The 25,949-nt window shown below is 69.9% G+C and carries 23 protein-coding genes and 1 pseudogene; 16 read left to right on the forward strand and 8 right to left on the reverse strand.

Annotated features, from left to right (window positions below; genetic code table 11):
• Positions 1-34 precede the first annotated feature (34 nt).
• Both ACIBK3_RS07720 and hutH read left to right on the forward strand, forming a co-directional pair.
• A complete protein-coding gene (locus ACIBK3_RS07720; protein ID WP_399362909.1) occupies positions 35-1,180 on the forward strand; it encodes a diguanylate cyclase domain-containing protein in 1,146 nt (381 codons plus the stop codon).
• Between the two features lie 110 nt (positions 1,181-1,290).
• Complete coding sequence (gene hutH / locus ACIBK3_RS07725; protein ID WP_399363961.1) at positions 1,291-2,829, forward strand: histidine ammonia-lyase; 1,539 nt, start codon at positions 1,291-1,293, stop codon at positions 2,827-2,829.
• A 173-nt stretch (positions 2,830-3,002) separates the two neighbouring features.
• Here hutH and ACIBK3_RS07730 read toward each other — a convergent pair whose 3' ends face one another.
• Positions 3,003-3,296 carry an LPXTG cell wall anchor domain-containing protein gene (locus ACIBK3_RS07730; RefSeq protein ID WP_399363963.1) on the reverse strand — a complete coding sequence of 98 codons (294 nt, stop codon included), beginning with the start codon at positions 3,294-3,296 and terminating at the stop codon, positions 3,003-3,005.
• A 130-nt stretch (positions 3,297-3,426) separates the two neighbouring features.
• On the opposite strand from ACIBK3_RS07730, the gene ACIBK3_RS07735 reads away from it, so the two are divergent.
• The 7 genes and pseudogenes from ACIBK3_RS07735 to ACIBK3_RS07765 all read left to right on the forward strand — a co-directional run bounded on the left by ACIBK3_RS07735 (position 3,427) and on the right by ACIBK3_RS07765 (position 12,265).
• Positions 3,427-3,774: a hypothetical protein gene (locus ACIBK3_RS07735; protein WP_399362911.1), complete on the forward strand. Its 348-nt coding sequence runs from the start codon at positions 3,427-3,429 to the stop codon at positions 3,772-3,774.
• 244 nt (positions 3,775-4,018) lie between these two features.
• A complete protein-coding gene (locus ACIBK3_RS07740) occupies positions 4,019-5,272 on the forward strand; it encodes an Ig-like domain-containing protein (protein WP_399362912.1) in 1,254 nt (417 codons plus the stop codon).
• Positions 5,273-5,656: 384 nt separating this feature from the next.
• Positions 5,657-6,877 (forward strand): RNA-guided endonuclease InsQ/TnpB family protein, encoded by a 1,221-nt coding sequence (locus ACIBK3_RS07745; protein ID WP_399362914.1) that lies wholly within the window; start codon positions 5,657-5,659, stop codon positions 6,875-6,877.
• 70 nt (positions 6,878-6,947) lie between these two features.
• A pseudogene (locus tag ACIBK3_RS07750) lies at positions 6,948-7,226 on the forward strand (ATP-binding cassette domain-containing protein); the annotation flags it as partial.
• Positions 7,227-7,510: 284 nt separating this feature from the next.
• Positions 7,511-10,750 (forward strand): S8 family peptidase, encoded by a 3,240-nt coding sequence (locus tag ACIBK3_RS07755; RefSeq protein WP_399363965.1) that lies wholly within the window; start codon positions 7,511-7,513, stop codon positions 10,748-10,750.
• 113 nt (positions 10,751-10,863) lie between these two features.
• Positions 10,864-11,634, forward strand: coding sequence for a group II truncated hemoglobin (locus ACIBK3_RS07760; protein WP_399362916.1), 771 nt, complete (start codon positions 10,864-10,866; stop codon positions 11,632-11,634).
• A gap of 211 nt (positions 11,635-11,845) precedes the next feature.
• The gene (locus tag ACIBK3_RS07765; protein ID WP_399362918.1) at positions 11,846-12,265 is read left to right on the forward strand and encodes a hypothetical protein; all 420 of its coding nucleotides are present in this window, start codon (positions 11,846-11,848) and stop codon (positions 12,263-12,265) included.
• A 30-nt stretch (positions 12,266-12,295) separates the two neighbouring features.
• Here ACIBK3_RS07765 and ACIBK3_RS07770 read toward each other — a convergent pair whose 3' ends face one another.
• Entirely contained in the window at positions 12,296-13,216 is a 921-nt protein-coding gene (locus ACIBK3_RS07770) for a helix-turn-helix domain-containing protein (protein WP_399362920.1), read from the reverse strand.
• Between the two features lie 172 nt (positions 13,217-13,388).
• Between ACIBK3_RS07770 and ACIBK3_RS07775 the strand changes: the two genes are divergently transcribed.
• Positions 13,389-14,429 carry an NAD(P)-dependent alcohol dehydrogenase gene (locus tag ACIBK3_RS07775; RefSeq protein ID WP_399362922.1) on the forward strand — a complete coding sequence of 347 codons (1,041 nt, stop codon included), beginning with the start codon at positions 13,389-13,391 and terminating at the stop codon, positions 14,427-14,429.
• Between the two features lie 327 nt (positions 14,430-14,756).
• Here the strand turns inward: ACIBK3_RS07775 and ACIBK3_RS07780 are convergent, their stop codons facing one another.
• A complete protein-coding gene (locus ACIBK3_RS07780; RefSeq protein ID WP_399363967.1) occupies positions 14,757-14,828 on the reverse strand; it encodes a hypothetical protein in 72 nt (23 codons plus the stop codon).
• A 210-nt stretch (positions 14,829-15,038) separates the two neighbouring features.
• On the opposite strand from ACIBK3_RS07780, the gene ACIBK3_RS07785 reads away from it, so the two are divergent.
• The gene (locus tag ACIBK3_RS07785; protein ID WP_399362924.1) at positions 15,039-16,553 is read left to right on the forward strand and encodes a lysyl oxidase family protein; all 1,515 of its coding nucleotides are present in this window, start codon (positions 15,039-15,041) and stop codon (positions 16,551-16,553) included.
• Positions 16,554-16,823: 270 nt separating this feature from the next.
• Here the strand turns inward: ACIBK3_RS07785 and ACIBK3_RS07790 are convergent, their stop codons facing one another.
• Complete coding sequence (locus tag ACIBK3_RS07790; RefSeq protein WP_399362926.1) at positions 16,824-17,417, reverse strand: DUF4291 domain-containing protein; 594 nt, start codon at positions 17,415-17,417, stop codon at positions 16,824-16,826.
• Between the two features lie 226 nt (positions 17,418-17,643).
• On the opposite strand from ACIBK3_RS07790, the gene msrA reads away from it, so the two are divergent.
• Positions 17,644-18,156 carry a peptide-methionine (S)-S-oxide reductase MsrA gene (gene msrA, locus ACIBK3_RS07795; RefSeq protein ID WP_399362928.1) on the forward strand — a complete coding sequence of 171 codons (513 nt, stop codon included), beginning with the start codon at positions 17,644-17,646 and terminating at the stop codon, positions 18,154-18,156.
• A 141-nt stretch (positions 18,157-18,297) separates the two neighbouring features.
• Here the strand turns inward: msrA and ACIBK3_RS07800 are convergent, their stop codons facing one another.
• Positions 18,298-19,416, reverse strand: coding sequence for a hypothetical protein (locus ACIBK3_RS07800; protein WP_399362930.1), 1,119 nt, complete (start codon positions 19,414-19,416; stop codon positions 18,298-18,300).
• A 276-nt stretch (positions 19,417-19,692) separates the two neighbouring features.
• Here ACIBK3_RS07800 and ACIBK3_RS07805 point away from each other — a divergent pair, with 276 nt between their 5' ends.
• Positions 19,693-20,847 carry a cystathionine gamma-synthase gene (locus ACIBK3_RS07805; protein ID WP_399362932.1) on the forward strand — a complete coding sequence of 385 codons (1,155 nt, stop codon included), beginning with the start codon at positions 19,693-19,695 and terminating at the stop codon, positions 20,845-20,847.
• Between the two features lie 29 nt (positions 20,848-20,876).
• On the opposite strand, the gene ACIBK3_RS07810 is transcribed toward ACIBK3_RS07805, so the two are convergent.
• The 3 genes from ACIBK3_RS07810 to ACIBK3_RS07820 form a co-directional block, all read right to left on the reverse strand.
• The gene (locus ACIBK3_RS07810; protein ID WP_399362934.1) at positions 20,877-21,125 is read right to left on the reverse strand and encodes a hypothetical protein; all 249 of its coding nucleotides are present in this window, start codon (positions 21,123-21,125) and stop codon (positions 20,877-20,879) included.
• 7 nt (positions 21,126-21,132) lie between these two features.
• The gene (locus tag ACIBK3_RS07815; RefSeq protein ID WP_399362936.1) at positions 21,133-21,645 is read right to left on the reverse strand and encodes a sigma factor-like helix-turn-helix DNA-binding protein; all 513 of its coding nucleotides are present in this window, start codon (positions 21,643-21,645) and stop codon (positions 21,133-21,135) included.
• 298 nt (positions 21,646-21,943) lie between these two features.
• Entirely contained in the window at positions 21,944-22,450 is a 507-nt protein-coding gene (locus tag ACIBK3_RS07820) for a MarR family winged helix-turn-helix transcriptional regulator (protein WP_399363968.1), read from the reverse strand.
• A 164-nt stretch (positions 22,451-22,614) separates the two neighbouring features.
• On the opposite strand from ACIBK3_RS07820, the gene ilvA reads away from it, so the two are divergent.
• From ilvA to ACIBK3_RS07835, 3 genes are all read left to right on the forward strand, one after another.
• Complete coding sequence (gene ilvA, locus ACIBK3_RS07825; RefSeq protein ID WP_399362938.1) at positions 22,615-23,844, forward strand: threonine ammonia-lyase; 1,230 nt, start codon at positions 22,615-22,617, stop codon at positions 23,842-23,844.
• A gap of 200 nt (positions 23,845-24,044) precedes the next feature.
• Positions 24,045-25,070, forward strand: coding sequence for an ATP-binding cassette domain-containing protein (locus ACIBK3_RS07830; protein ID WP_399362940.1), 1,026 nt, complete (start codon positions 24,045-24,047; stop codon positions 25,068-25,070).
• Positions 25,067-25,924: an ABC transporter permease gene (locus ACIBK3_RS07835; protein WP_399362942.1), complete on the forward strand. Its 858-nt coding sequence runs from the start codon at positions 25,067-25,069 to the stop codon at positions 25,922-25,924. Before ACIBK3_RS07830 ends, ACIBK3_RS07835 begins: the two co-directional genes overlap by 4 nt.
• Positions 25,925-25,949 lie beyond the last annotated feature (25 nt).

The raw sequence follows: 25,949 nt of genomic DNA on the forward strand, positions 1-25,949 counted from the left end.
ACCGGTTCATCCGGAACCTCCCTAGGGTGGAGTGATGGGTGAGGACAGTCGGCTCGCGGGCATCGTCGCGTTGGCGCAGGGCATGGCCGCGGCCCGCAGCTCGCGGGACGTGTGGCGGGCCGCCGCCGGTGGGGCCTGCCGTGCGCTCGGCGGGAGTTTCGCCGCGCTGTCGGTGTGGGAGCGGGAGCTGGGGCGGCTCAGGGTCCTGGTGAACGTGGGGGAGCGGGCCGAGGGCGAGAAGGAGTTCCCGGACGACGAGACCTACCCGGTGCACCAGTTCGCCGAGATCACCGAGTTCCTGCACGAGCGCTGGGCCGGGGGCGGCGAGCCCAACGCCTGGGTGGAGACCGCTCAGGGGCCCGCCGCCGGACGCCGGCCCGGTTACGTCCATCAACGCGTCGCCGCCCTGCGCAGACGCGGCCGCGGCTGCTGCGTGGTCGCGCCCGTGGTGCAGCACGGGCGGGCCTGGGGGGAGCTGTACGTGGCCCGCCCGGTCGGCGCCCCGGTCTTCGACCGCGGTGACGCCGATTTCGCCACCGTCCTGGCCTCCGTCGTCTCCGCCGGGATCGCCCAGTCCGAGCGGCTGGAAGAGGTACGGCGGCTGGCGTTCACCGACGCCCTCACCGGTCTCGCCAACCGCCGCGCCGTCGACGCCCACCTGGACGAGGCCGTGGAGCGGCACCGCAGGGAAGGGGTGGTCGTCAGTCTGGTCGTCTGTGATCTCAACGGGCTCAAGCGGGTCAACGACACCCGGGGGCACGCCGTCGGCGACCGGCTGCTGGAGCGGTTCGGGTCGGTGCTCTCGTTGTGCGGCGCCATGCTGCCGGGGGCGCTCGCGGCCCGCCTCGGCGGGGACGAGTTCTGTCTGCTCGCGGTCGGATCGCCCGCCGACGAGGTGGTCAAGGCGGCCGACGAGCTCTGCCGCCGGTCCGCCGAGCTGGAGCTGGGGGAGGGGGTCGCGTGCGGGGTCGCGTCCACCGAGGACGCCATCGGGCCGGTGCACTCCGCCCGCCGGCTGTTCCGGCTCGCGGACGCGGCCCAGTACCGGGCGAAGGCCGAGCGGGCCACCCGGCCGGTCGTCGCAGGCCGCGCGGGCCCCGACGACCCGGTCGTACGGCTGGCCGACGAGCCCTCCGCCGAGCAGACCCCCGAACGCCGCCGGTTCAGGGGGCGCCCGTGAGGAAGCGCCGGCACCGGGGGAGCGTGACGGTGTGACGTATCGGTAAGGGGCAAACCCCGCCCCCACTGGTGACAGCCCGGAATTCACTGCGTACGCTCCTGAATATGGATATGCACACTGTGGTGGTGGGGACGTCCGGGGTGACCGCGTCCGACGTGCTCGCCGTGGCGCGCGACGGTGCCCGGGTCGAGCTTTCCGAGGAGGCGGCCCTGGCCCTCGCCGCCGCTCGCAGGATCGTGGACACGCTCGCGGCCAAGCCCGACCCCGTCTACGGCGTGAGCACCGGCTTCGGCGCCCTGGCGACCCGGCACATCAGCCCGCAGCTGCGGGCCCAGCTGCAGCGCAACATCGTCCGCTCGCACGCCGCCGGTATGGGACCGCGGGTGGAGCGGGAGGTCGTACGGGCTCTGATGTTCCTGCGGCTCAAGACCCTCTGCTCCGGGCACACCGGCGTCCGGCCCGAGGTCGCGCAGACCATGGCCGACGTCCTGAACGCCGGCATCACCCCGGTCGTCCACGAGTACGGCTCCCTCGGCTGCTCCGGCGACCTGGCCCCGCTGTCCCACTGCGCCCTGACCCTCATGGGCGAGGGGGACGCCGAGGGCCCGGACGGTGTCGTACGGCCCGCCGGTGAGCTCCTCGCCGAGCACGGCATCGACCCCGTGGAACTGCGCGAGAAGGAGGGGCTCGCCCTCCTCAACGGCACCGACGGCATGCTCGGCATGCTGGTCATGGCCCTCGCCGACCTGGACACCCTCTACAAGTCCGCCGACGTCACCGCGGCCCTCAGCCTCGAAGCCCTCCTCGGCACCGACAGGGTCCTCGCCCCCGAACTGCACGCCATCCGCCCGCACCCCGGGCAGGGCGCCTCCGCCGCCAACATGCTGGCGGTACTGGAGGGTTCGGAGCTCACCGGACACCACCAGGACGACGCTCCCCGCGTCCAGGACGCCTACTCCGTGCGCTGCGCCCCGCAGGTCGCCGGCGCCGGCCGGGACACCATCGCCCACGCCCGCACGGTCGCCGAGCGCGAGCTGGCGTCGGCCGTGGACAACCCCGTGGTGCTGCCTGACGGGCGGGTCGAGTCCAACGGCAACTTCCATGGCGCCCCGGTCGGCTACGTCCTCGACTTCCTCGCCATCGCGGCCGCCGACCTCGCCTCCATCACCGAGCGCCGCACCGACCGGCTGCTCGACAAGAACCGCAGCCACGGCCTCCCGCCGTTCCTCGCGGACGACCCAGGCGTCGACTCGGGGCTGATGATCGCCCAGTACACGCAGGCCGCGCTGGTCAGCGAGATGAAGCGGCTCGCCGTACCGGCGTCGGCGGACTCGATCCCGTCCTCTGCGATGCAGGAGGACCACGTCTCCATGGGCTGGTCGGCCGCCCGCAAACTGCGGACCGCCGTCGACAACCTCACCCGGGTCATCGCCGTCGAGCTGTACGCCGCCACCCGCGCCGTCGAACTGCGCGAGGGGCTGACCCCGGCGCCGGCGTCCCGGGCGGTCATCGAGGCCGTACGCAAGGCGGGGGTACAAGGCCCCGGTCCTGACCGGTTCCTGGCGCCCGACCTGGCCGTGGCGGACGCGTTCGTGCGCGAAGGGCGGCTGGTCGCGGCGGCGGAGACGGTCACCGGGCCGCTGCGGTAGGCGTCGGCAGCCAGGTTTCGGCCAGGCGTACCGAGGGGCCCTGCCGTGTGTACGGCGGGGCCCCGGTCCGTCAGTGGGTCACGCGAGCTTGGCCGCCTGGGCGTCGATCACGGCCGCCAAGCTGCTTCATGGGCGGACCATGAACGGGTCGTCAAGAACAGGTCAAGCGGAATTCAAAACCCGAGGCGTTCCCGGCGTACCGAATAGACCACGAAGCCGGCACCCAGCGTGAGGAACATGGTGCCGCCGATGACATACGGGGTGGTGTCGAAGCTTCCGGTGTCTGCGAGCTGGGTGCCGTCCCCGGTCGTGGACGAGATCTCGGTGGTGGCCCGGGCCTGGGCCGTGACCTGGGAAGTCGGGGTCGCCGAGGGTTCCGTTCTCGCCGGGTGGTCGTCTGTCGCGTTCGCGGACGGGACGAACCACAGGGCACCCAGGAGGGTCCCCGCGGCGGTGGCGGTCAGCAACGATCGGCGAGCGGTTGACACGGAATATCGATCCCCTTGTGGCGCTGGCGAATTGGCCGTGTGGGGCGATGTTAGTGAAAGGCGCGGGTCACAGGAAAGTCACGGGAGGATTGAGTCGTACTCTCCGGGCATGAGCACTCCAGAGACATCACGTTTTGTACGGCTTCGCGTGGAACTCGTCCTCGAGGTGGACGAGACGGGCGCCGTCACCGAGGCCGCGTTGGCGCGGATGTCGGAAGACCCCGACATGCCGGCCGAGGAGCGAGTCCAGGCCGAGAGCGCTGTGACGCACGACACCGCGGAGGCCCTCGCGTATCTCGTGGACCCGTTCGACCTGGTCAGGCAGGTGCCGGGGGTGGACTTGGCGCAGGCGTCCTGGTCCTGCGAGCAGGTCGAGTACGACCCTGACGCGCCGGACTGGGACCTGGACGGGGATGATGTCGACCTGGACGAGGAAGAAGCAGGGGCGGCAGGCTGAGCACGAGCACGCTTGGGGAAATTCGTGATCCCGGGCGGCAACCGCCGCCCGGGGTTTCGTCGTCTCAGGGGGCGCACGGACCGAGATTCGCACCACCCGCAACGGCGGACGTGGTGTGCCCCACACAGGCGAGGAATGTGGAACGGGGTGAACCGGCCGTAGCGTTGAAGGTTCATGAGCGGGGACTCTCGATGAGCGGGAACTCCCGTGATTTCGGGATTCGGCAACGATGGAGAAGCGTGTGATGACGGTCGGTAAGCGGCGCAGGGGCCTCACGGTCGCGTCCGCACTGCTCGGCGGAGTGCTGGTGCTCTCGGCGTGTTCCAGCGGCGGCGACGACGCCTCCGCGAGCGACGGCGGGAAGGACAGCTCGCAGTCCAAGGTCGACGAGGCGGCGGCCAAGAAGGCCTCCGAGGCGCAGATCACCATCACGCCCAAGGACGGCTCCGACAACGCGTCCATCAACAACTCCGCCGCCGTCACCGTGAGCAAGGGCACGCTCACCGACGTGTCGATGACCACCACCGACGGCACCAAGGTCAGCGGCCAGATATCCGCGGACCGGACCAGCTGGAAGCCCAGCGGCCAGTTGGAGCGGTCCACCACCTACAAGCTGACGGCCGAGGCGAAGGACTCCGACGGGCGCGTCGCCCACGAGAACGCCTCGTTCACCACGGTCTCGCCGGCCAACAGCTTCATAGGCACCTTCACGCCGGACGACGGCACCACCGTCGGCGTGGGCATGCCGGTGTCGATCAACTTCGACAAGGCGATCACCAACAAGGCGGCCGTCCAGAAGGGCATCACCGTCTCCTCCAGCGGCGGCCAGGAGGTCGTCTGCCACTGGTTCAACGCCAACCGCATGGACTGCCGGCCCGACGACTACTGGAAGGAGAACTCCACCGTCACGCTGAAGCTCGCGCTCGACGGTGTCGAGGGCGCCTCCGGTGTCTACGGTGTCCAGCAGAAGACGGTCACCTTCAAGATCGGCCGCAACCAGGTCTCGTACGTCGACGCGAAGACCAAGCAGATGAAGATCACGCAGGACGGCAAGACCGTCAGGACCATCCCGATCTCGGCCGGTTCGCCCGACAACAAGACGTACGAAGGCATCATGGTGATGTCGGAGAAGTTCAAGGAGACGCGCATGAACGGCGCGACCGTGGGCTTCACCGACGACGACGGCAAGGGCGAGTACGACATCAAGGACGTGCCGCACGCCATCCGCCTCACCAGCTCCGGCACCTTCGTGCACGGCAACTACTGGGGCGCCAAGTCCATCTTCGGCAGCGTGAACACCAGTCACGGCTGTGTGGGCCTGTCGGACACCAAGGGCGCCAACGACCCGAACACGCCGGGCGCCTGGTTCTACAACAACTCGATGATCGGTGACGTCGTGGTCGTCCAGAACACCGGCGACAAGACGGTCCAGCCGGACAACGGCCTCAACGGCTGGAACCTCAGCTGGGCCGACTGGAAGGCCGGGTCCGCGGCCTGACGGACCGCCGCTGACCGGATCTCCCACCGACCGGCAGCAAGCCCGGGCAAGTACGCAGTACGTCCGCAGTTCTTCCGATGCCGCCCTCCGGGGCGGCATCGGTGTTTTCCGGCATTCCCCGCCTTCTCATCCTTCTCTTATGTCTGCCTTATGCCTTCATCGCGTCCGGGGTGTTGTGGCGTGGAGCGTCGCCGTATCCGGTTCTGGGCGCGGAGCGCCGGTACCGGTGTCAGAGTCGCCGAGGTGATGCGAACGCGTGTGCCTGTGATCGCTGGTCGGGTGGCGGATGTGGGATCGGGTGCGTTTGTGCTGCTGTCGTACATATGGTCCTTCGGAGGGTTCGGGGCGGCATAGTGTCCCGACCGGGCCGTGTGAGGGAGGCGGATGGTGCAGGTGGCGACGGGCGCGGAGATCGGGCATGCGCGATACACCTACCGGCTGCGCGTGTCGTCCACCGCCCGCACGTCCCTGGCGGCGGAGTGGAGCCGGTGCCGGTGGCTGTGGAACGAATGCGTGGCCAAGTCCAGGGCTGTGCACCTGCACAGCAAGGCGACCGGTCAGAAGGCCGCGTGTGGTCCGGCTCAGCTCGACAGGATGCTGACCGAGGCCCGCGCCCGCACGCCGTGGCTGCGTGAGGGCTCGTCGGTCTGCCAGCAGCAGGTCATCCGCGACTTCGGCCGCTCCCGCGCAAAGGCACACAAGGACATCCGCGAACGCCTGCCCATGGCGCGCCGGGTGGGGATGCCGAAGTGGAAGTCCAAACGCGAGGCGCTGCCGACGCTCAACTACACCAAGAACGGGTTCCGGTTGAAGGACGGCCGGCTGCACCTGGCCGGGGGCATCGTGGTGGCGGTGGTGTGGTCGCGTGAACTGCCGTCCGAGCCGTCCTCGGTGCGCCTGTACCAGGACAGCCTCGGGCACTGGTACGCCTCGTTCGTTGTCCCCGCCCAGGTTCAGCCCCTGCCGCAGACCGGTCGGGTACTGGGTGTCGACTGGGGCGTGAAGGAGACCGCGACCACCACGTCCGACGCGCACGACCTGCCGCACGCCGGGCACGGCCAGAGGGCCCGGGCGAAGCTGACCCGGTACGACCGGATGATGGCCCGCCGCAGGCCGAAGAAGGGACAACCGGTATCGAAGGGCTACCGCGAGGCGAAACACCTGCGGGCGAAGGCGCACAAGAAGGTCGCCAGGCAGCGGGAAGACACTGGCCGTAAGTGGGCCAAGAAGGTGGTCCGCGACCACGACGCCATCGCGGTCGAGGACTTCCGCCCGAAGTTCCTGGCCAAGAGCTCTATGGCCCGTAAGGCCGCTGATGCCGCCATCGGTCCCACCAAGGCGGCTCTGATCGAGATGGGCCGTAAGCACGGGCGGGACATCCGTCTGGTCCACCCCGCGCACACCACGATGGACTGCGCGCAGTGCGATGCGAGAGCCAAGCATCGCCTGCCGCTGGGTGAGCGCACCTACACCTGCACCGCGTGCGGAGCCGTGTCCCCCAGGGACAAGAACTCCGCCCGCGTGATGCTCGTCCGGGCTGGTCTCGACCCGGCTGGTGCTGATGGCGGAAGGCCTCCTGGAGCGCTGCTCCAGGAGGCGGCCTGAGCCAGGAATCCCCTTCCCTTCAGGGAGGGGAGGATTCAACTACCTGAGGCGCGAACGCCGGACTTGCGCCGGGCATCTGCCCGGTGAGATGTCCGGCGGCCAGCAGCAGCGCGTGGCCATCGCCCGCGCCCTGGTCAAGCAGCCGAAGGTGCTGCTCGCCGACGAACCCACCGGAAACCTCGACGAGTCGATGCGGGACGGGATCATGGACGTACTCGAACGCATGTGGAAAGAGCTGGGATTGACCTTCATCCTGGTCACCCACGACTCGTCGCTCGCGAAGAAGGCCCCGCGCCTGGCGACCATCCGCAAGGGAAAGATCACGGTGAAGGAGAACGCCGTTCCGTAGTACGGGCGTTCATCGGCGCGTTTCATGTGGCCGGAGTTTTTCGCTCACCCGGCGATCGTGTAACAGACCCTCCCTGTCGGCTTCTTGTGTATTGAGGTGCCTGATCGCCCCCCGGCATACTGCGTGTTCCGGGGGGTGTGCGCGTTTGCGTGCGGATTGCCCCCGCCTGGGTGAATCGGGAAATTCGCCCGGAACTTCTGCAAGGGGGAAACTTGCACAGAAAAGTGAAAAGAGCGTGCGCGGCCTCCGTCGCCACGGCGGCCGCCGTCGCCCTCGCAGCGGGCATGACCAGCCCGGCGTCGGCGAAGCCCGAGCAGCGTGCGACCGGCGCCGCTCAGCTCTCGTCCCATCACCGCATCACCCTCATCACGGGTGACCGTGTCTCCGTCGACTCCAAGGGCCGTGTCGTCGCCCTGGACCGGGCGAGGGGCCGCGAGCACATACCCGTCCAGATCCGCAAGGCCGACGGGCACACGCTCGTCATCCCGGCCGACGCGGCCCGGCTGGTCGCCACCGGCAAGCTCGACCAGCGGCTCTTCGACGTCACCGAGCTCGACAAGGCGGCGACCCGCGCCTCGCAGCGCAACGGCCTGAAGGTCATCGTCGGCTACCGGGGAGCCGCGACCGCGACCAAGGCCGAGGTCCGGGACGCGGGCACCCTGCGCCGCACCCTGAAGTCCCTGAACGCGGACGCCGTGCAGACCTCGCACGAGGACACGCCCGAGCTGTGGGACGCGGTCACCAACGGCGACAAGGCGGCCTCCGGTGTCGCGCACGTCTGGCTCGACGGGGTCCGCAGGGCCACCCTCGACAAGTCCGTGCCGCAGATCGGCGCCCCCAAGGCGTGGGCGGCCGGCTACACCGGCAAGGGCGTCAAGATCGCCGTCCTGGACACGGGGGTCGACGCGACCCATCCGGACCTGAAGAACCAGGTCATCGCGGCCAAGAACTTCTCGACGTCCACCAACGACCAGGACCACGTCGGCCACGGCACGCACGTCGCCTCCATCGTGGCGGGCACCGGCGCGAAGTCGGGCGGCAAGTACAAGGGTGTGGCGCCCGGCGCGTCGATCCTCGCCGGCAAGGTCCTCGGCGACACCGGCTCCGGCGAGGACTCCAACATCCTGGCCGGCATGGAGTGGGCGGCCGAGCAGGGCGCCGACATCGTCAACCTCAGCCTCGGCGGCACGGACACCCCGGAGGTGGACCCGCTGGAGGCGGAGGTCAACAAGCTCTCCGCCGAAAAGGGCATGCTGTTCGCCATCGCGGCCGGCAACTCCGGCCCGGAGTCGGTCGGTTCGCCGGGCAGCGCGGACGCCGCGCTCACCGTCGGCGCCGTCGACGACAAGGACAAGCTCGCCGAGTTCTCCTCCACGGGCCCGCGGGTCGGCGACGGGGCGATCAAGCCGGACGTCACCGCGCCGGGGGTGGACATCACGGCCGCGGCCGCCAAGGGCAGCCTCATCGACCAGGAGGTCGGCGAGAAGCCGGCCGGCTACCTGACGATCTCGGGTACGTCGATGGCGACCCCGCATGTGGCGGGCGCCGCGGCGATCCTCAAGCAGGAGCACCCGGACTGGAAGTACGCCGAACTGAAGGGCGCGCTGACCGGGTCCGCCAAGGGCGGCAAGTACACCCCCTTCCAGCAGGGTTCGGGCCGGATCCAGGTGGACAAGGCCATCAAGCAGACCGTGATCGCCGACCCGGTGTCGGTGAGCTTCGGGGTGCAGCAGTGGCCGCACACCGACGACAAGCCCGTCACCAAGCAGCTGACGTACCGCAACCTCGGCAAGCAGGACGTCACGCTGACCCTTTCCGCGACCGCCACCAACCCCAAGGGGCAGGCGGCTCCGGCGGGCTTCTTCAAGCTGGGCGCGACCAAGGTGACCGTCCCGGCGGGCAAGGAGGCGTCCGTCGGCGTCACCGTCAACACCAAGCTGGGCGGCACGCTCGACGGCGCGTACTCCGCCTATGTGACGGCGACGGGCGGCGGGCAGAGCGTCCGTACGGCCGCCGCCGTACAGCGTGAGGTGCAGTCGTACAACGTCACCGTCAAGCACATCGGCCGGGACGGACAGCCGACGGACGACTACAACACGGCGGCCCTCGGCTACGCGGGCCTCGGCAACGGCCGGGCCTACCAGGTCCCGGTGGCGGCCTCCGGCACCACCACCATGCGGCTGCCCAAGGGCACCTACCTGCTGGACGCCTGGATCGCGAAGGACCTGGTGACCTTCAAGGACGGCCTCGACTGGCTGGTCCAGCCGAAGCTGAGCGTCACCAAGGACGTCACGGTGACCATCGACGCCCGCAAGGCCAAGGGCGCCGACATCACCGTGCCGGACGCGCAGGCGAAACAGACGTCCGCGATGAGCGACTACTTCTACGAGCCGGCCGGCATCGGCATCGGCGTCGGCGTCGACACCTTCGCCAACCTGCGCATGGCCCACCTCGGCCCGGAGGCCGCGACCGGTCTGACGCAGACCTGGAACGGCCAGTGGACCAAGGGCGCCAACGCCGAGTACGACGTGGCCACCACCGCCAAGGTCAAGCAGATCCAGGGCGGGAAGGTCCGTCACTTCAAGGCGGCCGAACTCGCCACGGTGAAGAACAACCTGGGTACGGCCGCCGTCGGCAAGACCGGCGGACTGGTCAGCACGGGTCTGTTCCCCGACGACGTGGCTCTCGGCCTCCCGGTGGAGCAGAAGCTGCCGGGCGCGCGCACGCTGTACCTCTCGACGTCCGACAAGATCCAGTGGCTCCTCGACTTCGAGCAGTACGGCGGCAAGGACGCGGAGGGCTTCCCGGTCCCGGACGCGTACTACACGCTGGGCAACGCGCAGACCTTCAAGGCGGGCCAGAAGTACACGAAGACCTTCAACACAGCGGTCTTCGGCCCTCACCTGAACACCGACTACGGGCTCTTCCGCCAGGGCAACGACGTCTACGGGTTCGTCCCGCTGTTCGCCGACGGCGCCGGGCACGCCGGTTCCTCGGACTTCACCGCGGTCGCCACCTCGCTGTACCGCAACGGCAGCAAGGTCGGCACCAACGCCGACCCGCTGTTCGGCGAGGGGATCTTCAAGGTGCCTGCCGGTGACGCCGAGTACAAGCTGACCACCTCGGTGAAGCGGAGCGTCAAGGTCGCGGCCGCCTCCACCCGGATCGACGCGAGCTGGACCTTCCGCTCGAAGAAGCCGGCCGGCCAGGACGCGGTGAAGCTGCCGGCCTCCATGGTCCGCTTCAACGCGACAACGGGCCTGGACAGCAGGGTCGAGGCCGACAAGAAGGTGACGTTCCCGGTCACCGTCGAGGGCGCGGCCAAGGGTTCCAACCTCAAGTCCCTGTCGGTGTACGTGTCGTACGACTACGGCCAGACCTGGAAGAAGCTGGACGTCAAGAACGGCAAGATCACCGTGAAGAACCCGGCGAAGGGGAAGGCCATCTCCTTCCACGCGAAGATCGCCGACAAGAAGGGCAACAAGTCGACGATCTCCATCTACAACGCGTACTACGGGAAGTAGGGGAGCCAGTCGTACGACGCCGAGCAGGCCGTCGTACGACGCTGAGTAGGCCGTGAGCGAAAGGCCCGCCGGAGGCGCAGCATCCGGCGGGCCTTTCGTGTTTCTGTGGGCGCATGACGACTCAGACGGTGGAGTACATCCGGTACCGCATCCCCGAAGAGCAGTCGGCGGAGTTCCTGTCCGCCTACTCCCGCGCCGCGGCCCAGCTGTCGGCGGCACCGCAGTGCGTCGACTACGAACTGGCGCGCTGCGAGGAGGACTTCGAGCACTACATCCTGCGCATCACGTGGACGTCGACCAAGGACCACGTCGAAGGCTTCCGCACGTCCGAGCTGTTCCCCGACTTCCTCGCCGAGATCCGCCCGTACATCCCGAGCATCGAGGAGATGCGCCACTACAAGCCGACCACGGTCCGCGGCACCGGCTCCGCCCTGCCCACCCTCTACGAGTGGGCGGGCGGCGCGGAGGCCTTCGCCCGGCTGACGTCGGTCTTCTACGACAAGGTCCTCCGCGACGACCTGTTGGCACCGGTGTTCGAGGGACTCGCCCCCGAGCACGCCCAGCACGTCGCCCTGTGGCTCGCCGAGGTCTTCGGCGGCCCGCCCGGCTACTCGGAGACCCAGGGCGGCCACGGCCACATGGTCGCCAAGCACATGGGCCGGGGCATCACCGAGGCCCAGCGCCGCCGCTGGGTCAACCTGATCCAGGACGCCGCGGACGAGGCGGGACTGCCCATGGACGCCGAGTTCCGCTCGGCCTTCCTCGCCTATGTGGAGTGGGGCACGCGGCTGGCGGTCCATTTCTCCGGCCCGGACGCGAAGCCGCCGGCCGAGCAACCGGTGCCGCGGTGGCACTGGGGGGCGGCACCGCCGTACCAGGGCTGACCCCGGCGGCGCGCTGCCGGCGCCCGACCCGGCCCCGGCGGCCTTCCCGGGGGCGCCCGGGGGTGGCCGCACCCTGACACCTCACAGGATGTGCCCGCCTCCGTTCGATGCCACAGTCAGGGCTCGTCGGCAGGCCAGGCCGTGGGCAACCCGGCCCGTGGGCCTGTCCGGCCCACGAGCGACCGAACCCTCGGCAGTCAACGGAGGATCCATGCAGACGTCACGATTCCTCAGGTCCCGGGCCCGGTCCGCGTCCGTCGCGGGGGCGGCCGCGGTCCTGCTCGCCGGCGCCGGCGTGCTCGCCGCCTCACCCGCGCAGGCCGCCCCGCGCCCCTGCCCCGGTGCCGGCCCGGGCGACCCGGCCCGCTGCGCCCAGGTCATCGGCATCGACCCCGGCTCGGCCCTGGTGATGCGCACCGCACCCCGCTACAGCGCCGGCGCGGTGGCCCGGTACGGCAACGGCCAGTGGCTGGAGGTCGAGTGCTGGACCACCGGCGACCCGGACGCGGACGGCCACGGCTACCGGTACTGGATGCGTGTCTCCACGGCCAGTGCCTGGGGCTACGTCAACGACTGGTACCTGGACACCGGCGGCCCGAGCACATGGAAGCCGATCCTGCCGCAGTGCTGAACGGCAAGGTCCGGCCCGGTGACGGCGCCGTCAGGCCGACGGCGCCGACCTCCCCGTACCCGCCCGGGTCGCGTCCGCACCCCAGCTGGCCAGCAGCCGCAGCGCCTCCGCGGACGGCGAGCCCGGTTCCGCGTGGTACGTCACCAGCGACTGCTCCTGGTCCCCGATCATGCTGAACGACTCGAAGTTGAGGTCGAGGTCGCCGACGAGCGGATGCCGCAGCCGCTTGATCCCGTAGCTCTTCTCCTTGACGTCGTGGGTGGCCCACAGCCGCCGGAACTCCTCGCTCTTCACGGAGAGCTCGCCCACCAGCGCGGACAGCCGCGGATCGTCCGGATGGCAGCCGGCGTCCATGCGCAGCGCGCAGACGATGTCGATCGCCTTCTGCTCCCAGTCCACGAACAGATCGCGGTACTCGGGCCGCAGGAACACCAGCCGCGCCCAGTTCCGCTCCGCGGGCGGCAGCTCCCCCCAGTCGCCGAAGAGCGCCGCGGCCATCCGGTTCCACGCCAGGATGTCCGAGCGCCGCCCCACGGCGTACGCCGGAACACCGTCCATCGAGTCCAGCAGGGTCCGCAGCGCGCCCCGCACCTGCTGGGCACGGGCGGCCGGCTTCTTCTTGTGCTGCTTGGGCTTGGCCAGATGGGTGAGGTGGGCGTGCTCGGCGTCGGTCAGCCGCAGCGCGCGGGCGATGGAGTCGAGGACCTCCGCCGACACGTTGCGCCCGTTGCCCTGCTCCAGGCGTGTGTAGTACGCCACAGACACCCCGGCCAGCTGCGCCAGTTCCTCGCGGCGCAGGCCCGGCACCCGCCGGCGCCGTCCGAAGTCCGGCAGCCCCACTTCCTCCGGCTGCAGCCGGGCCCGCCGGGTACGCAGGAACTCGCTGAGCTCGGCGCGCCGGTCCAGCGCGCCGCCGACGGGCTCCGGTACGGATTCGGGGTGTTCGTCCATGCCTCAAGTATTCACGGTCGTACGCACAGGAGCCTGACCCCGCCAGTGGTAGGCACAGCAGACGTACGAAAAGCCGTGGCCTGGGTGAATCACGGAGTCTCGGGCAGGCTGGACGTGTGCCCGGCCGGAAGAAGGCAGCCGGGCGCGCAACCCTCGCAAGGAGAACCACGGCATGACCACTGTCGCTGCGTACGCCGCACCCGCCGCCAAGGCTCCGCTGGAGCGCACCACCATCGAGCGCCGCGCGGTCCGCGAGTTCGATGTGCTGATCGACATCAAGTTCGCCGGTATCTGTCACTCCGACATCCACCAGGCCCAGGAGGGCTGGGGCGAGGCGATCTTCCCGATGGTCCCGGGCCACGAGATCGCGGGTGTCGTCTCCGAGGTCGGCCCCGGCGTCACCAGGTTCCAGGTCGGCGACCGCGTGGGCGTCGGCTGCATGGTCGACTCCTGCCGCGAGTGCGACAACTGCAAGGCCGGCCTGGAGCAGTACTGCGCCAAGGGCAACATTCCGACGTACAACGGCATCGGCAGGGACGGCGAGCCGACCTACGGCGGCTACTCGGAGAAGGTCGTCGTCGACGAGAACTACGTCGTCCGCATCCCCGACGGCCTCTCCCTCGACGTCGCCGCGCCGCTGCTGTGCGCCGGCATCACCCTGTACTCCCCGCTGAAGCGCTGGGGTGCCGGCCCCGGCAAGAAGGTCGCGATCGTCGGCCTGGGTGGCCTCGGCCACATGGGTGTGAAGATCGCCCACGCGCTCGGCGCCGAGGTGACCGTGCTCTCGCAGTCCCTGCGCAAGAAGGACGACGGTCTGAAGCTGGGCGCCGACCACTACTACGCCACCAGCGACGAGAACACCTTCAAGGAGCTGGCCGGCACGTTCGATCTGATCGTGTCGACGGTGTCGGCCCCGCTGGACTTCAACGCCTACCTGACGCTGCTGAAGACGCAGGGCGCGCTGGTGAACGTGGGCGCCCCCGAGGAGCCGATCTCCCTCAACCTCTTCTCGGTGATCGGCGGCGGCAAGACCCTCGCCGGTTCCATGATCGGCGGCATCGCGGAGACCCAGGAGATGCTGGACTTCTGCGCCGAGCACAGCCTCGGCGCGGAGATCGAACTGATCGCCGCCTCCGAGATCAACGAGGCGTACGAGCGGGTGCAGAGCAGTGACGTGCGGTACCGGTTCGTGATCGACACGGCGACGATCTGAGGGCCGCTCTGACGGACACGGCGACGATCTGAGCGTCCGCAGCTGGGCCCCGGTGGGTGACCGCCGGGGCCCAACTGTCGTCGGGGCGACGGGTACGGGCGGCGCGATCCGTGCCGACCAGGACGACCGCTTCGGTCAACGCCGAGAAGGCTGTCCGGAGCGTCGGCGGCCGACGTTCACCCACTCCGTTGGGGCACCTGCGGGTCCGATGCCGTCCCTGCCGCACGTTCCTGGGCTTCGAGGAGCTCGTCACCGTGCTCGCCCGCCCAGCGTCCGAGCGCCGTCAACGGACCCTCGACCAGGCTCTGGCCCCAAGCCGGTGGGGGCTTACTCGACCCGGGGCGGCGCCTCGGCATGTGCGTGACGCTCGACCAGGCCGGCGGCGAGCAGACGGCGCAAGGAGTCGGTCAGAACCTTGTCGCTGATGCCGCCGAGGACGAGCGGCCGTCGATGACCGGGCCGACAGTGGCAACGAGCCGCGATTCATGACGATTTTCGGTCTCCAGGCAACCTGAGTCGACCTCTCACCCTTTTCACAGATGGCACACAAGCCTTCCGTGCCCCCACGACGTGCACTGCTCGTCCCGACCAGACGCAGAAAGAGCACCCATGACCAGACACCACCCCAATGCCTTACGGCGTTCGGCGATCATCGCCGCTGCCGCCCTGACCGTCGGTGCCGCCGGAACACTCGCCGCGCCCGGCGCGGGAGCGGCGACGCCGGCGGGTACGCCGAAGCTCGATCTGATCGCCGCTTCCCCCACGGTGACCGTTGACCGATGGGAAGGCGAGCCGGGGGTCTACCTGGACCTCGGCACCTACGTCACTGTCGACGGGGGACCGCTCGAACTCCGGGTGACGCGCAAGTCCTACAACGACCCCGTCGTCGCGGAGCAGGTGATCCGCTCCGGCAGCCGGACGGTGACCAAGGCCCTGCCGAAGGGCCTGGTGAAGGACTTCTCCGGCCTGCCGGGCTTCCTCGACGTCAGTATCAGCGACCAGTCGGGCGCGATGGTGGCCAAGGCCACGCAGTCGTTCTGCCCGAACAACCGGGCGGGCCGGATCCAGCCGGACGCCCCGGCCACCTCGAAGTACCCCGGGGGCTGCTCCGACAACCCGTTCGCGCTCGGCGGGGTGTGGGGTGTCGAGAAGGGCTGGGCGGCAGCCACGTCCCAGGGCTTCCGTGAGGACGACGCGGTCGACCTGCCCGCCGGTGTCTACACCGCGAAGGTGTCGGTGGCGAAGAAGTACCGCGACCTGTTCGGCATGCCGGACAAGACCCAGACCATCAAGGTGACGGTCCGGCAGGACTCCGGCGGTCAGGGTCTGGCCGGTGTCAAGCGCGGGCAGAAGAACACGTCGAAGAGCCCGAAGCCGGCCGCCGAACGGCCCGTCGGCAAGGCGGCCGTCCCCGCCGATGCGCCCAAGCCCGACCTGCGCTCCCTCCCCGCGTACGGCATCGCGATCACCAAGGGGGACGAGGGCGGAGAAAGTGCCGTCCCGGGCAAGGACTACCTCGCTTTCAGCGCCACCGTCTGGAACGGCGGCCCCTCGCCGCTGGTCGTGGACGGGTTCCGCAAGCCCGGCGCGGAGAAGATGGACGCTTACCAGTACTTCTACGACGCCAAGGGCGAGCAGGTCGGGTACACGCCCACCGGCACCATGGAGTGGGACCCGCGGGACGGCCACCAGCACTGGCACTTCAGCGACTTCGCCAGCTACCGGCTGCTCGGTGCGGACAAGAAGGAGATCGTCCGCAGCGGCAAGGAGGCGTTCTGCCTGGCCAACACCGACGCCATCGACTACACGGTGAAGAACGCCAACTGGCACCCGGGCAACACCGACCTTGCCACCGCCTGCGGTGAGGAGACTTCCGTCTCGGTGCGCGAGGTGCTCGACGTCGGCAACGGCGACACCTACAGCCAGTACCGGCCCGGTCAGTCCTTCGACGTTTCGGACCTGCCGAACGGCACCTACTACATCCAGGTCATCGCCAATCCCGACAACCGGCTCAAGGAGCAGAGCACGGCCAACAACGTCACGTACCGCAAGGTCGTCCTCGGCGGCACGCCGGGGGACCGCACGGTGACCGTGCCGAAGTACGGCCTCGTCGACGCTCCCTGACCACCCGGCGGGCGGGGGCAGGCGCCTCCGCCCGCTCGGAGCGGGACGTGGGCCCGGGTCATACGGCACGCCACCGGTGGCGGCGACCCCTGGCGGACTCTGTTGCTCCTGGTCCGTGACATTCGACTGGTCCGTGACATCTGACGCCGGAGCGACGCCCGTCAGGCAGCACGCCCCCAGCTCGTCTCGAACGGGCCCATGGGGCCCTGGGCACCACCGCCTTCGGCGTCAGAGGCATGGTCGCCATCGGCCGTGCGGTGAAGCGGCGCGTCATCCGCGCAGATGGGCAGGGAGTTCGTCTCCGAGGGAGCATGGGCGTTCCTGGGGCAGCAGCCGGGCGGCTGAGTCCAGGTCGCCGTCGCTGACCAGGGCGTGGATCTCGTGGGCGAGCGGAGTCACGTCGCGGATGGAGACCGTCCACTCGTCTGCGTAGCGTCGTACGGCCTCACCGGACAGACCGAGCTGCAAGGAGCGGTACGGCAGGGGCTGTAGCTGCAGGTCGCGTTCGGGATCCCACTGAAGACGCGTAGGCGCACGCTTCAGCTGACGCTGCCAGGTGGCGCGGTCGCGGTGCACCCCGCGAACATAACTCGACAGACACGCCTGCCGCAGCGCCCACTCGAAGCCGTCGCGGGTGATCTCGACAGCCAGTACGATCTCCTGCCCTGCCTTTGTGCCCCAGCCACAGCGGTACATCATCCACAGGAAGGAGGGCTTGATCCACGTCATCCGGTCCCGCTTCCACGTGGCGGGAAAACGGCCCTCGCGGACGGCGGGCAGGCCGATTTCCGGGGCGTACGCTTGGTAGACGGTGATCGTGGAGTCTGAGTGGACCGCACGAATCCGGCGGTGCGGTTCTTCCATGAGGTACAGCGTGACGCGGCCGGGTCCGGTCGGCCACGGATTTTCTGCCGCCGTTCCCTCCGTCGGCGAGCCGGCCCCAGCATCGACCGGGTTGATCGGTGCCACGGTCGTCCGCTGACGGAATCGCTCGGAACCCTCGCGCGTTGAAGAGGGTGGGCATGGGATGCCGGTGGTGTGCGAGCCGAGTAGCCCGAGTCACCGAGCTGACAGAAATTGGAGGGTCGCAATGGCTGCGCAGACGCAGAGGGCCGTGCTGGCGGGCGGATGCTTCTGGGGGATGGAGGAGCTGATCCGCCGACTTCCGGGCGTGACGGCGACCCGGGTCGGATACACCGGGGGTGACGTGCCGAACGCGACGTACCGTAACCACGGCACGCACGCGGAAGCCATTGAGATCCTCTTCGACCCCGCGAAGACCGACTTCCGCGCGATCCTGGAGTTCTTCTTCCAGATCCACGACCCGAGCACCAAGAACCGTCAGGGCAACGACATCGGCCTCAGTTACCGCTCGGCGATCTACTACGTGGACGACGAGCAGAAGCGGATCGCCGAGGACACGATCGCGGATGTGGACGCCTCTGGCCTGTGGCCGGGCAAGGTCGTCACCGAGGTGGAGCCGGTGGGCCCGTTCTGGGAGGCCGAGCCGGAGCACCAGGATTACCTGCAGCGTTACCCGAACGGCTATACCTGCCACTTCCCGCGCCCGGGATGGCGGCTGCCCGCCCGCGCTCAGAGCTGACCGCGAGGCGGCCCGGCGGACGGCGGAGTCTGACTGGCGCAGGCTCCGCAGCCGGTTCCGATGCCTGTCGTTTCGGGAGACCCGGTCTCATGCGGCATGGCGGACCTTCTGCGGAGGCACCGGCCGCACGGGCCTCACGGCTCAGCGGGGCAGCGTCGCCGGGTTGCCTCCGTTCGCCTCGTAGCCCGCTACCGCCAGCGCCCGGTACACCGCGAACTCCGCGGCCGGGTCGGCGGACAGCGTCCAGGGCAGGGCGCCGACGTGGCCGTCGATGTGTATGAGCTGGTTCATCGCCTCGGCCCAGCGTTCGGAGCGGACCAGGAAGAAGACCAGGAGGTGGCGGACGTGCGCCAGCATCGGGTCGTCGGGCCGGGAGGAGTGCACGGCGTGCAGGGCGCCGTGGATCGCCTTGGTCACCACCTCGCTCCGGTAGAAACCGCTGACCAGATTCACCTCGGGCAGGTGCTCGAAGACCGCGAACAGCGGCAGGGCGGCCAGCAGCGAGCCCCTGGGAGCGCGGGCGGCCGCCGCCTCGGCGAAGCTGTACGCCAGTTCACGCGAGCCGTGCCACTTCTCGCACCAGTAGTGCAGCGCGGCCAGATGCGCCCCCATGTGGTGCGGGGCGCGGTCCAGGATCTTCAGCCAGAGCTGCTCGAACTCCGGCCGGGGATACGCCAGTCCGCGCGCCACGGACAGCTCGATGATGTACGGGATCGGGTCGCCGGGCGCCAGCAGTGCCGCGTCACCGCAGGCCGCCCTCGCCTCCTCCATGATGATCCGGAACTCGTCCGTGCCGGGCGTCGACGTCCGCCACGCCTGCTGGACCAGGAACTCCGCGTGCACCGCCGCGCCGCCCGCGTCCTTGGGCGCCTCGGCCCGCCACACCCTGAGCCACTGCCCGCCCGGCGTCTCGCTGACCCCGCCGGGCCGCTGCCGCAGCTCCAGCGACGCGGCGCCGGCGAAGGCCTGCACACGCTGCCAGCGCAGCTCGCCCTCGCTCTCCGTGCCCGCGAGGAGCTGCGCCGCGGCGTGGTGGTCCTGCGTGCGCTGCACCAGGTCCAGGACGTCCAGCAGGTCCTGGTCCGGGCCGGGCATTCGGATGTCCAGTTCCTCCTGCTGCACGAATCCGTAGTCCGCCGGGTCCGCGGCGTCCGGGTGTCCCGGGTGGACCTGCTCGATCATGCCGCGCCCGCGCCGCATGAAGGGAAGCAGCACGAAACCGAGCAGGACCAGCGCCATCAGGACCCAGAGGATTTCCATGTCTCCAGGGTTCCAGACGCCTGTGACAATTGGCCAACCCGGTCCCGCGGCCTGTGGACAACCTCCGCCGATCCTGCCGCTGACCCTCTGCCGACCCCCGCCGATCCCGCCGCTGACCTCTGCCGATCCTGCCGCTGACCCTCAGCCGACGGGGCTCCCGACCCTCGCAGACCGGGCTCCCGACCCTCGCCGACGGGGCTCCCGACCCCCCGCCGACGCCACTGCCCCCGCTCGCCGTCCGTCATCGACCGCGTCGGAGCACTACCCTCGGTGCCCATGAGCGACAGGCACATCAGTCAGCACTTCGAGACCCTCGCGATCCACGCGGGCAACACCGCGGATCCCCTCACCGGCGCGGTCGTCCCGCCGATCTACCAGGTCTCGACCTACAAGCAGGACGGCGTCGGCGGCCTGCGCGGCGGCTACGAGTACAGCCGCAGCGCCAACCCGACGCGCACCGCCCTGGAGGAGAACCTCGCCGCCCTGGAGGGCGGCCGCCGGGGCCTCGCGTTCGCGTCCGGACTGGCGGCCGAGGACTGCCTGTTGCGTACGCTGCTCAGTCCCGGTGACCACGTCGTCATCCCCAATGACGCCTACGGCGGCACCTTCCGCCTCTTCGCCAAGGTGGTCTCCCGGTGGGGTGTGGAGTGGTCGGTCGCCGACTCCGCTGACCCGGCCGCCGTACGCGCCGCGATCACGCCGAAGACCAAGGCCGTGTGGGTGGAGACCCCTTCCAACCCGCTGCTCGGCATCACCGACATCGCCGCCGTCGCCCAGGTCGCGCACGACGCGGGCGCCCGGCTCGTCGTCGACAACACCTTCGCCACGCCGTATCTTCAGCAGCCGCTGTCGCTCGGCGCGGACGTCGTCGTGCACTCGCTGACCAAGTACATGGGCGGACACTCGGACGTCGTCGGCGGCGCCCTGGTCGTCAGCGACCCGGAGCTGGCCGAGGAACTGGCGTATCACCAGAACGCGATGGGCGCGGTCGCCGGGCCCTTCGACTCCTGGCTGGTGCTGCGCGGCACGAAGACGCTGTCGGTGCGCATGGACCGGCACAGCGAGAACGCCACCAAGGTCGCCGACATGCTGTCCCGGCACGCGCGCGTGACGTCGGTCCTGTACCCCGGTCTGCCGGAACACCCCGGTCATGAGGTCGCCGCCAAGCAGATGCGGGCCTTCGGCGGAATGGTGTCCTTCCGGGTGAAGGGCGGCGAGGAGGCGGCCGTCGAGGTCTGCAACCGCGCCAAGGTGTTCACGTTGGGCGAGTCCCTGGGCGGCGTGGAGTCGCTGATCGAGCACCCCGGACGGATGACGCACGCCTCCGCGGCCGGCTCGGCCCTGGAGGTGCCCGCCGATCTCGTCCGCCTGTCCGTGGGCATCGAGAACGTCGAGGACCTCTTGGAGGACCTGCGCCAGGCGCTCGGCTGAGGCGTCGTACGCCGAGACGACTCCACCCCTCACCAGCCCGTGAGCGGTGGAGTCGTCTCGGAGGGCGGCTCCACCCAGGGCTGCGCCATCACCGCCCACACCACGAACGCCACGACCGCCGCGAACAGCAGCAGCCACAGCACCCGGCGGACGGCCCTCCTGCGGCGCAGCATCCGGCCGCCGCGCCGCACGACGTCCGCGCACAGCTCCGGCGGCACGGACGGCGTCGGCGCCGCCAGGATCCGCCGTACGGCGTCCTCTCGTCGGGGCTGGTTCATCGCGGCCTCATGACGGCACCATCTTCGGGCCGATCGTCGCGGGGGCCGGGTCCCGGGGCGGGTGGAGGAGGTTCGTGACCGCGCGGTCGCAGATGCCGCGGACGCGTTCCTGGGAGAGCCCGAGCAGTGCCGCCGCCTGTTCCTCCGCGACTCCTTCGTAGAGGCGAAGGACCAGGATCAGGCGTTCCTGCGGGCTGAGCCGGGCCAGCGCGCCGGGGCGGCGCGGTCGGGACCGGCCGAGGACGCCGAGGCAGCCGGACTGGTGCCACGCCCCACGCGCGAAGCGGGTGGCCAGGTGCTGGCGGGCCCGGTCGTACGGGTCCTCGCCCCGCAGCCGCTCCCAGCAGGCGTACGTATGGGCGAGGGCCAGCGTCAGCAGGTGCCGCGCGCGCGGGTTGTCGCGCGGGTCCTCCGCGGTGAGGAGGGTGGCGGCGTGCAGCAGCCGCCCGGCCGCGCCCGCGACGAACGCGTCGAACTCCCGGGCCCGGCGGGCGTCCTGGACCGTATGCCGTTCTCGCACCGCGCCTCCCGCCTGAGGGAGATCCTGAGGAGGACCGGGCCCCGGCCGCGTACCACGACACCAGGTACGAGATCACGTACCGAGATCACGTACGGGGATCTCTTACTGGGATCACTTACGGAATGCGGAACCGCGTACGACAGAGGGCCCGTTCTCATCTGAGGCCAGGCAAGGCCTGTCGGTCAAGAGTCGCGCACCGCCGAGCACGGCGGGCAGAAGGAAACGGCGGCCAACGGCGGGCAGCGGGGAACGGATCCGGCAACCGCGCGTGGTGCGGGCACGCGCGCGTGGGGGCCGTTCAGGAGGCCGGCGGCGGCTCCGCGCCCGGTACTCCCTGTACCGCCATCCGGGAGGAGAGCGCGGTGTTGAAGCGCGTGAGGAGCGTGCAGAACGCCTCGCGCTCCTCAGGCGCCCAGTCGTGTGTCAGCTCTGCCATCAACTGACGCCGGGAGGAGCGCACTTCCTCAAGACGCGACAGCCCGCGCGGGGACAGCTGAAGCACCACCGCCCGGCCGTCCTCGGGGTGCGAGGTCCGCTTGACGAGCCCGGTGTCGACGAGCGGGGCCACCTGCCGGGTGACCGTGGACGAGTCGATGCCCATGCTCGCGGCGAGCGCCTTGACGCCCATGGGGCCTTCCTTGTCGAGCCGGTTGAGCAGCAGGTACGCGGCCCGGTCCATGGAGTTGCGCACCTGCCCGACCCCGCCGAGGCGGGTCTGTTCGGCACGGCGGGCGAACACCGCCACCTCGTGCTGCAGCGTGTCGAGGAGACCGAGGTCACCGACGGTCGTCATGTCCATCGACATTTCAGGTGTTGTGGGCATGGCCGGGGGCTCACTTCATGAATGGGGGTGCTGGGTTGGGGGACAGGGTACGCGGCCGGGAGGCAGACCGTACCGGGGCTTGGCAAACGAGTCTCGGACGTTGGTCACAGCGGCGGTTCGCGCGTGTGAACTGCGAGACTTGAGTCATGAACTACCGCGAGACCCAGTCCGTTGCGCCGGTCACCCTGGACGACGTGCGCGGCGCCCAGAAGATGCTCTCGGGCGTGGCGCGGGTGACCGCCATGGAGGGCAGCCGGCACCTGACCCAGCTGGTCGGGGCACCGGTCCACTTCAAGTGCGAGAACCTCCAGCGGACGGGGTCGTTCAAGCTGCGCGGCGCCTACGTCCGGATCGCCGGGCTGCTGCCCGAGGAGCGGGCCGCCGGTGTCGTCGCGGCCAGCGCGGGCAACCACGCGCAGGGCGTGGCATTGGCGTCCTCGCTGCTCGGCGTGCGCTCCACGGTGTTCATGCCGAAGGGCGCCCCCCTGCCGAAGATCAGCGCCACCAAGGAGTACGGCGCCGAGGTGCGCCTGCACGGCCAGGTGGTCGACGAGACGCTGGCCGCCGCGCAGGAGTACGCGGCCGAGACGGGCGCGGTGTTCATCCATCCTTTCGACCACCCCGACATCATCGCGGGCCAGGGCACGGTCGGCCTGGAGATCCTGGAGCAGTGCCCGGAAGTGCGCACGATCGTCGTCGGTATCGGCGGGGGAGGCCTCGCGGCGGGTGTCGCCATCGCGGTGAAGGCGCTCAGGCCGGACGTGCGGGTCGTGGGCGTACAGGCGGCGGGCGCGGCCGCGTACCCGCCCTCGCTGGCCGCCGGGCGCCCGGTGTCGATCGAGAACCCGGCGACGATGGCCGACGGCATCAAGGTCGGACGGCCCGGCGACGTGCCGTTCGGCATCATCGGTGAACTCGTCGACGAGGTGCGCACGGTGACGGAGGACGAGCTGTCCGCCGCGCTGCTGCTGTGCCTGGAGCGGGCCAAGCTGGTGGTCGAACCGGCCGGGGCGAGTCCGGTCGCGGCGCTGCTGAGCGACCCCGACTCCATCGAGGGACCGGTCGTCGCCCTGCTGTCCGGCGGGAACGTCGACCCGCTGCTGCTCCAGGGCATCCTGCGGCACGGCATGGCCGCGCAGGGCCGTTACCTGGCCGTACGGCTCAGGCTGACGGACCGGCCGGGCGCCCTCGCGACGCTTCTCGGGGTGTTGTCAGTGGTGGACGCTAACGTCCTCGATGTGAGCCACGTACGGACCGACCCACGGCTCGGGCTCACGGAAGCGGAGGTCGAGCTGCACCTGGAGACGAAGGGGCCGGCGCACTGCGCCGAGGTCGGCCGGGCACTGCGCACAGCGGGCTACACGGTCATCGACTGAGGCGCTCACAGCGCGGAAACCCCAGCTCAGGGCCCATTCGTCACTCGATCGAGCAAATACTTGAGTGACGCGATACATCGCGTTATGGTGGGTGTCGTGATACGGTCCCGACCCCTCGCGTCATGCGCGTTGTTCGCGAGGCCGGGTAAAGCGCACAAATCTAGGCTTTCCGAAGAATCCCCGAAGACGTGGAGACTCATATGCCAGGCGCCATCTATGCCGAAGGCCTGGTCAAGACCTTCGGTGACGTAAGGGCTCTGGACGGCGTCGATCTTGACGTCCCCGAGGGCACGGTCCTCGGTCTGCTCGGACCGAACGGCGCGGGCAAGACGACCGCCGTCCGCTGCCTGACCACCCTCCTGCGCCCCGACAGCGGCAAGGCCGTCGTCGCCGGCCTCGACGTGCTCAAGCAGCCGAACGAGGTGCGGCGCTCGATCGGCCTGTCAGGCCAGTTCGCCGCGGTCGACGAATATCTGACCGGCCGCGAGAACCTCCGGATGGTCGGCCAGCTCTACCAGATGAAGGCCAAGGAGGCGAAGGCCCGGGCCGGTGAGCTGCTCGACCAGTTCCACCTCGCCGACGCCGCCGACCGGCCCGCGAAGACCTACTCCGGCGGCATGCGCCGACGCCTCGACCTGGCCGCCGCGCTCGTCGTCTCCCCGCCCGTGATGTTCATGGACGAACCGACGACCGGCCTCGACCCGCGCAACCGCCAGCAGTTGTGGGAGGTCATCAAACAGCTGGTCTCCGGCGGTACGACGCTGCTGCTGACCACCCAGTACCTGGAGGAGGCCGACCACCTCGCCCACGACATCGCCGTGGTCGATGCCGGCCGGGTCATCGCCCGCGGCACCTCCGACCAGCTCAAGGCCCGCACCGGCGGCGAGCGCGTCGAGGTCGTGGTGCACGAGCGCGAGCACATCGCGACCGCCGCGGAGGTGCTGCGCGGATTCGGCAAGGGCGACACCGCCGTCGAGGAGCACATGCGCAAGATCACCGTGCCCGTCTCGGGCGGCGCGAAGCTCCTCGCCGAGGTCATCCGGGAACTGGACGTCCGCGGCATCGAGATAGACGACGTCGGCCTGCGCCGTCCCACCCTGGACGACGTCTTCCTCTCCCTGACGGGCCATGTGGCCGAGGCCAAGGACGAGGAGAACGGCTCGGTGGCGGACGCCGAGCAGAAGGTCCAGCAGCAGGCCCAGGAGAAGAAGGAGGCCTCCGAGTGAGTGCCGTCACCGAGACCGCGCGGATCGCGGCACCCGCCAACCGCTTCGGCCAGTCCGTGCGTGACTCCCTGGTCATCGCCAAGCGCAACCTCATCCGGATGTCCCGGATCCCGGAGATGGTGATCTTCGGGCTCATCCAGCCGATCATGTTCGTCGTGCTGTTCAGCTACGTCTTCGGCGGATCCATGCAGATCGGCGGCAGCACCAGCTCCACCGACTACAAGAACTTCCTGATGGCGGGCATCTTCGCGCAGACCGTCACGTTCGCCACCGCCGGCGCCGGCGCGGGCATCGCCGACGACATGCACAAAGGCCTCATCGACCGCTTCCGCTCGCTGCCCATGGCGCGTGGCGCGGTGCTGACCGGGCGTACCCTCGCGGACCTGGTCCAGACGGCCCTGACGCTCCTCGTCCTCGCCGTGGTCGCCCTTCTGGTCGGCTGGCGTGTGGGGTCCGACGGCGACACGAACGCGGGCAAGGTCCTCGGGGCCTTCGGCCTGCTGCTTCTGCTCGGTTATGCCTTCACCTGGATCGGTGCCCTGATCGGCCTGTCCGTCCGTACGCCCGAGGCGGCCACGTCCGGCGGGCTGATCTGGCTCTTCCCGGTGACGTTCATCTCGGCCGCGTTCGTGGACTCGGGCAACATGACGCCCTGGCTGCGTCACATCGCGGAGTGGAATCCCTTCAGTGCCACGGTTCAGGCCTGCCGTGTGCTGTTCGCCAACCCCGGACAGTCCCGGTCCGACGCCTGGCCCATGCAGCACCCGGTCTGGGCCTCACTGATCTACTCGGTCCTGATCATCCTCGTGTTCAGGACCCTGGCTGTGCGCAAGTACCGCTCGGCGACGGCATGACGATGCCCCCGGCGTCAGCGAGACG

Origin of the sequence: Streptomyces sp. NPDC050287, assembly GCF_044459385.1 — a bacterium.
GTDB lineage: Bacteria > Actinomycetota > Actinomycetes > Streptomycetales > Streptomycetaceae > Streptomyces.

Bases quoted from the DNA above. Each gene is read 5' to 3' on its own strand.
- ACIBK3_RS07790 (WP_399362926.1), bottom strand. From the start codon at position 17,417: ATGGAAGAACCGCACCGCCGGATTCGTGCGGTCCACTCAGACTCCACG.
- hutH (WP_399363961.1), top strand. From the start codon at position 1,291: ATGCACACTGTGGTGGTGGGGACGTCCGGGGTGACCGCGTCCGACGTG.
- ACIBK3_RS07805 (WP_399362932.1), top strand. From the start codon at position 19,693: ATGAGCGACAGGCACATCAGTCAGCACTTCGAGACCCTCGCGATCCAC.
- ilvA (WP_399362938.1), top strand. From the start codon at position 22,615: ATGAACTACCGCGAGACCCAGTCCGTTGCGCCGGTCACCCTGGACGAC.
- ACIBK3_RS07800 (WP_399362930.1), bottom strand. From the start codon at position 19,416: ATGGAAATCCTCTGGGTCCTGATGGCGCTGGTCCTGCTCGGTTTCGTG.
- ACIBK3_RS07745 (WP_399362914.1), top strand. From the start codon at position 5,657: ATGGTGCAGGTGGCGACGGGCGCGGAGATCGGGCATGCGCGATACACC.
- ACIBK3_RS07785 (WP_399362924.1), top strand. From the start codon at position 15,039: ATGACCAGACACCACCCCAATGCCTTACGGCGTTCGGCGATCATCGCC.
- ACIBK3_RS07760 (WP_399362916.1), top strand. From the start codon at position 10,864: ATGACGACTCAGACGGTGGAGTACATCCGGTACCGCATCCCCGAAGAG.
- msrA (WP_399362928.1), top strand. From the start codon at position 17,644: ATGGCTGCGCAGACGCAGAGGGCCGTGCTGGCGGGCGGATGCTTCTGG.
- ACIBK3_RS07740 (WP_399362912.1), top strand. From the start codon at position 4,019: ATGACGGTCGGTAAGCGGCGCAGGGGCCTCACGGTCGCGTCCGCACTG.
- ACIBK3_RS07735 (WP_399362911.1), top strand. From the start codon at position 3,427: ATGAGCACTCCAGAGACATCACGTTTTGTACGGCTTCGCGTGGAACTC.
- ACIBK3_RS07765 (WP_399362918.1), top strand. From the start codon at position 11,846: ATGCAGACGTCACGATTCCTCAGGTCCCGGGCCCGGTCCGCGTCCGTC.
- ACIBK3_RS07770 (WP_399362920.1), bottom strand. From the start codon at position 13,216: ATGGACGAACACCCCGAATCCGTACCGGAGCCCGTCGGCGGCGCGCTG.
- ACIBK3_RS07830 (WP_399362940.1), top strand. From the start codon at position 24,045: ATGCCAGGCGCCATCTATGCCGAAGGCCTGGTCAAGACCTTCGGTGAC.
- ACIBK3_RS07755 (WP_399363965.1), top strand. From the start codon at position 7,511: ATGACCAGCCCGGCGTCGGCGAAGCCCGAGCAGCGTGCGACCGGCGCC.
- ACIBK3_RS07810 (WP_399362934.1), bottom strand. From the start codon at position 21,125: ATGAACCAGCCCCGACGAGAGGACGCCGTACGGCGGATCCTGGCGGCG.
- ACIBK3_RS07775 (WP_399362922.1), top strand. From the start codon at position 13,389: ATGACCACTGTCGCTGCGTACGCCGCACCCGCCGCCAAGGCTCCGCTG.
- ACIBK3_RS07720 (WP_399362909.1), top strand. From the start codon at position 35: ATGGGTGAGGACAGTCGGCTCGCGGGCATCGTCGCGTTGGCGCAGGGC.
- ACIBK3_RS07820 (WP_399363968.1), bottom strand. From the start codon at position 22,450: ATGTCGATGGACATGACGACCGTCGGTGACCTCGGTCTCCTCGACACG.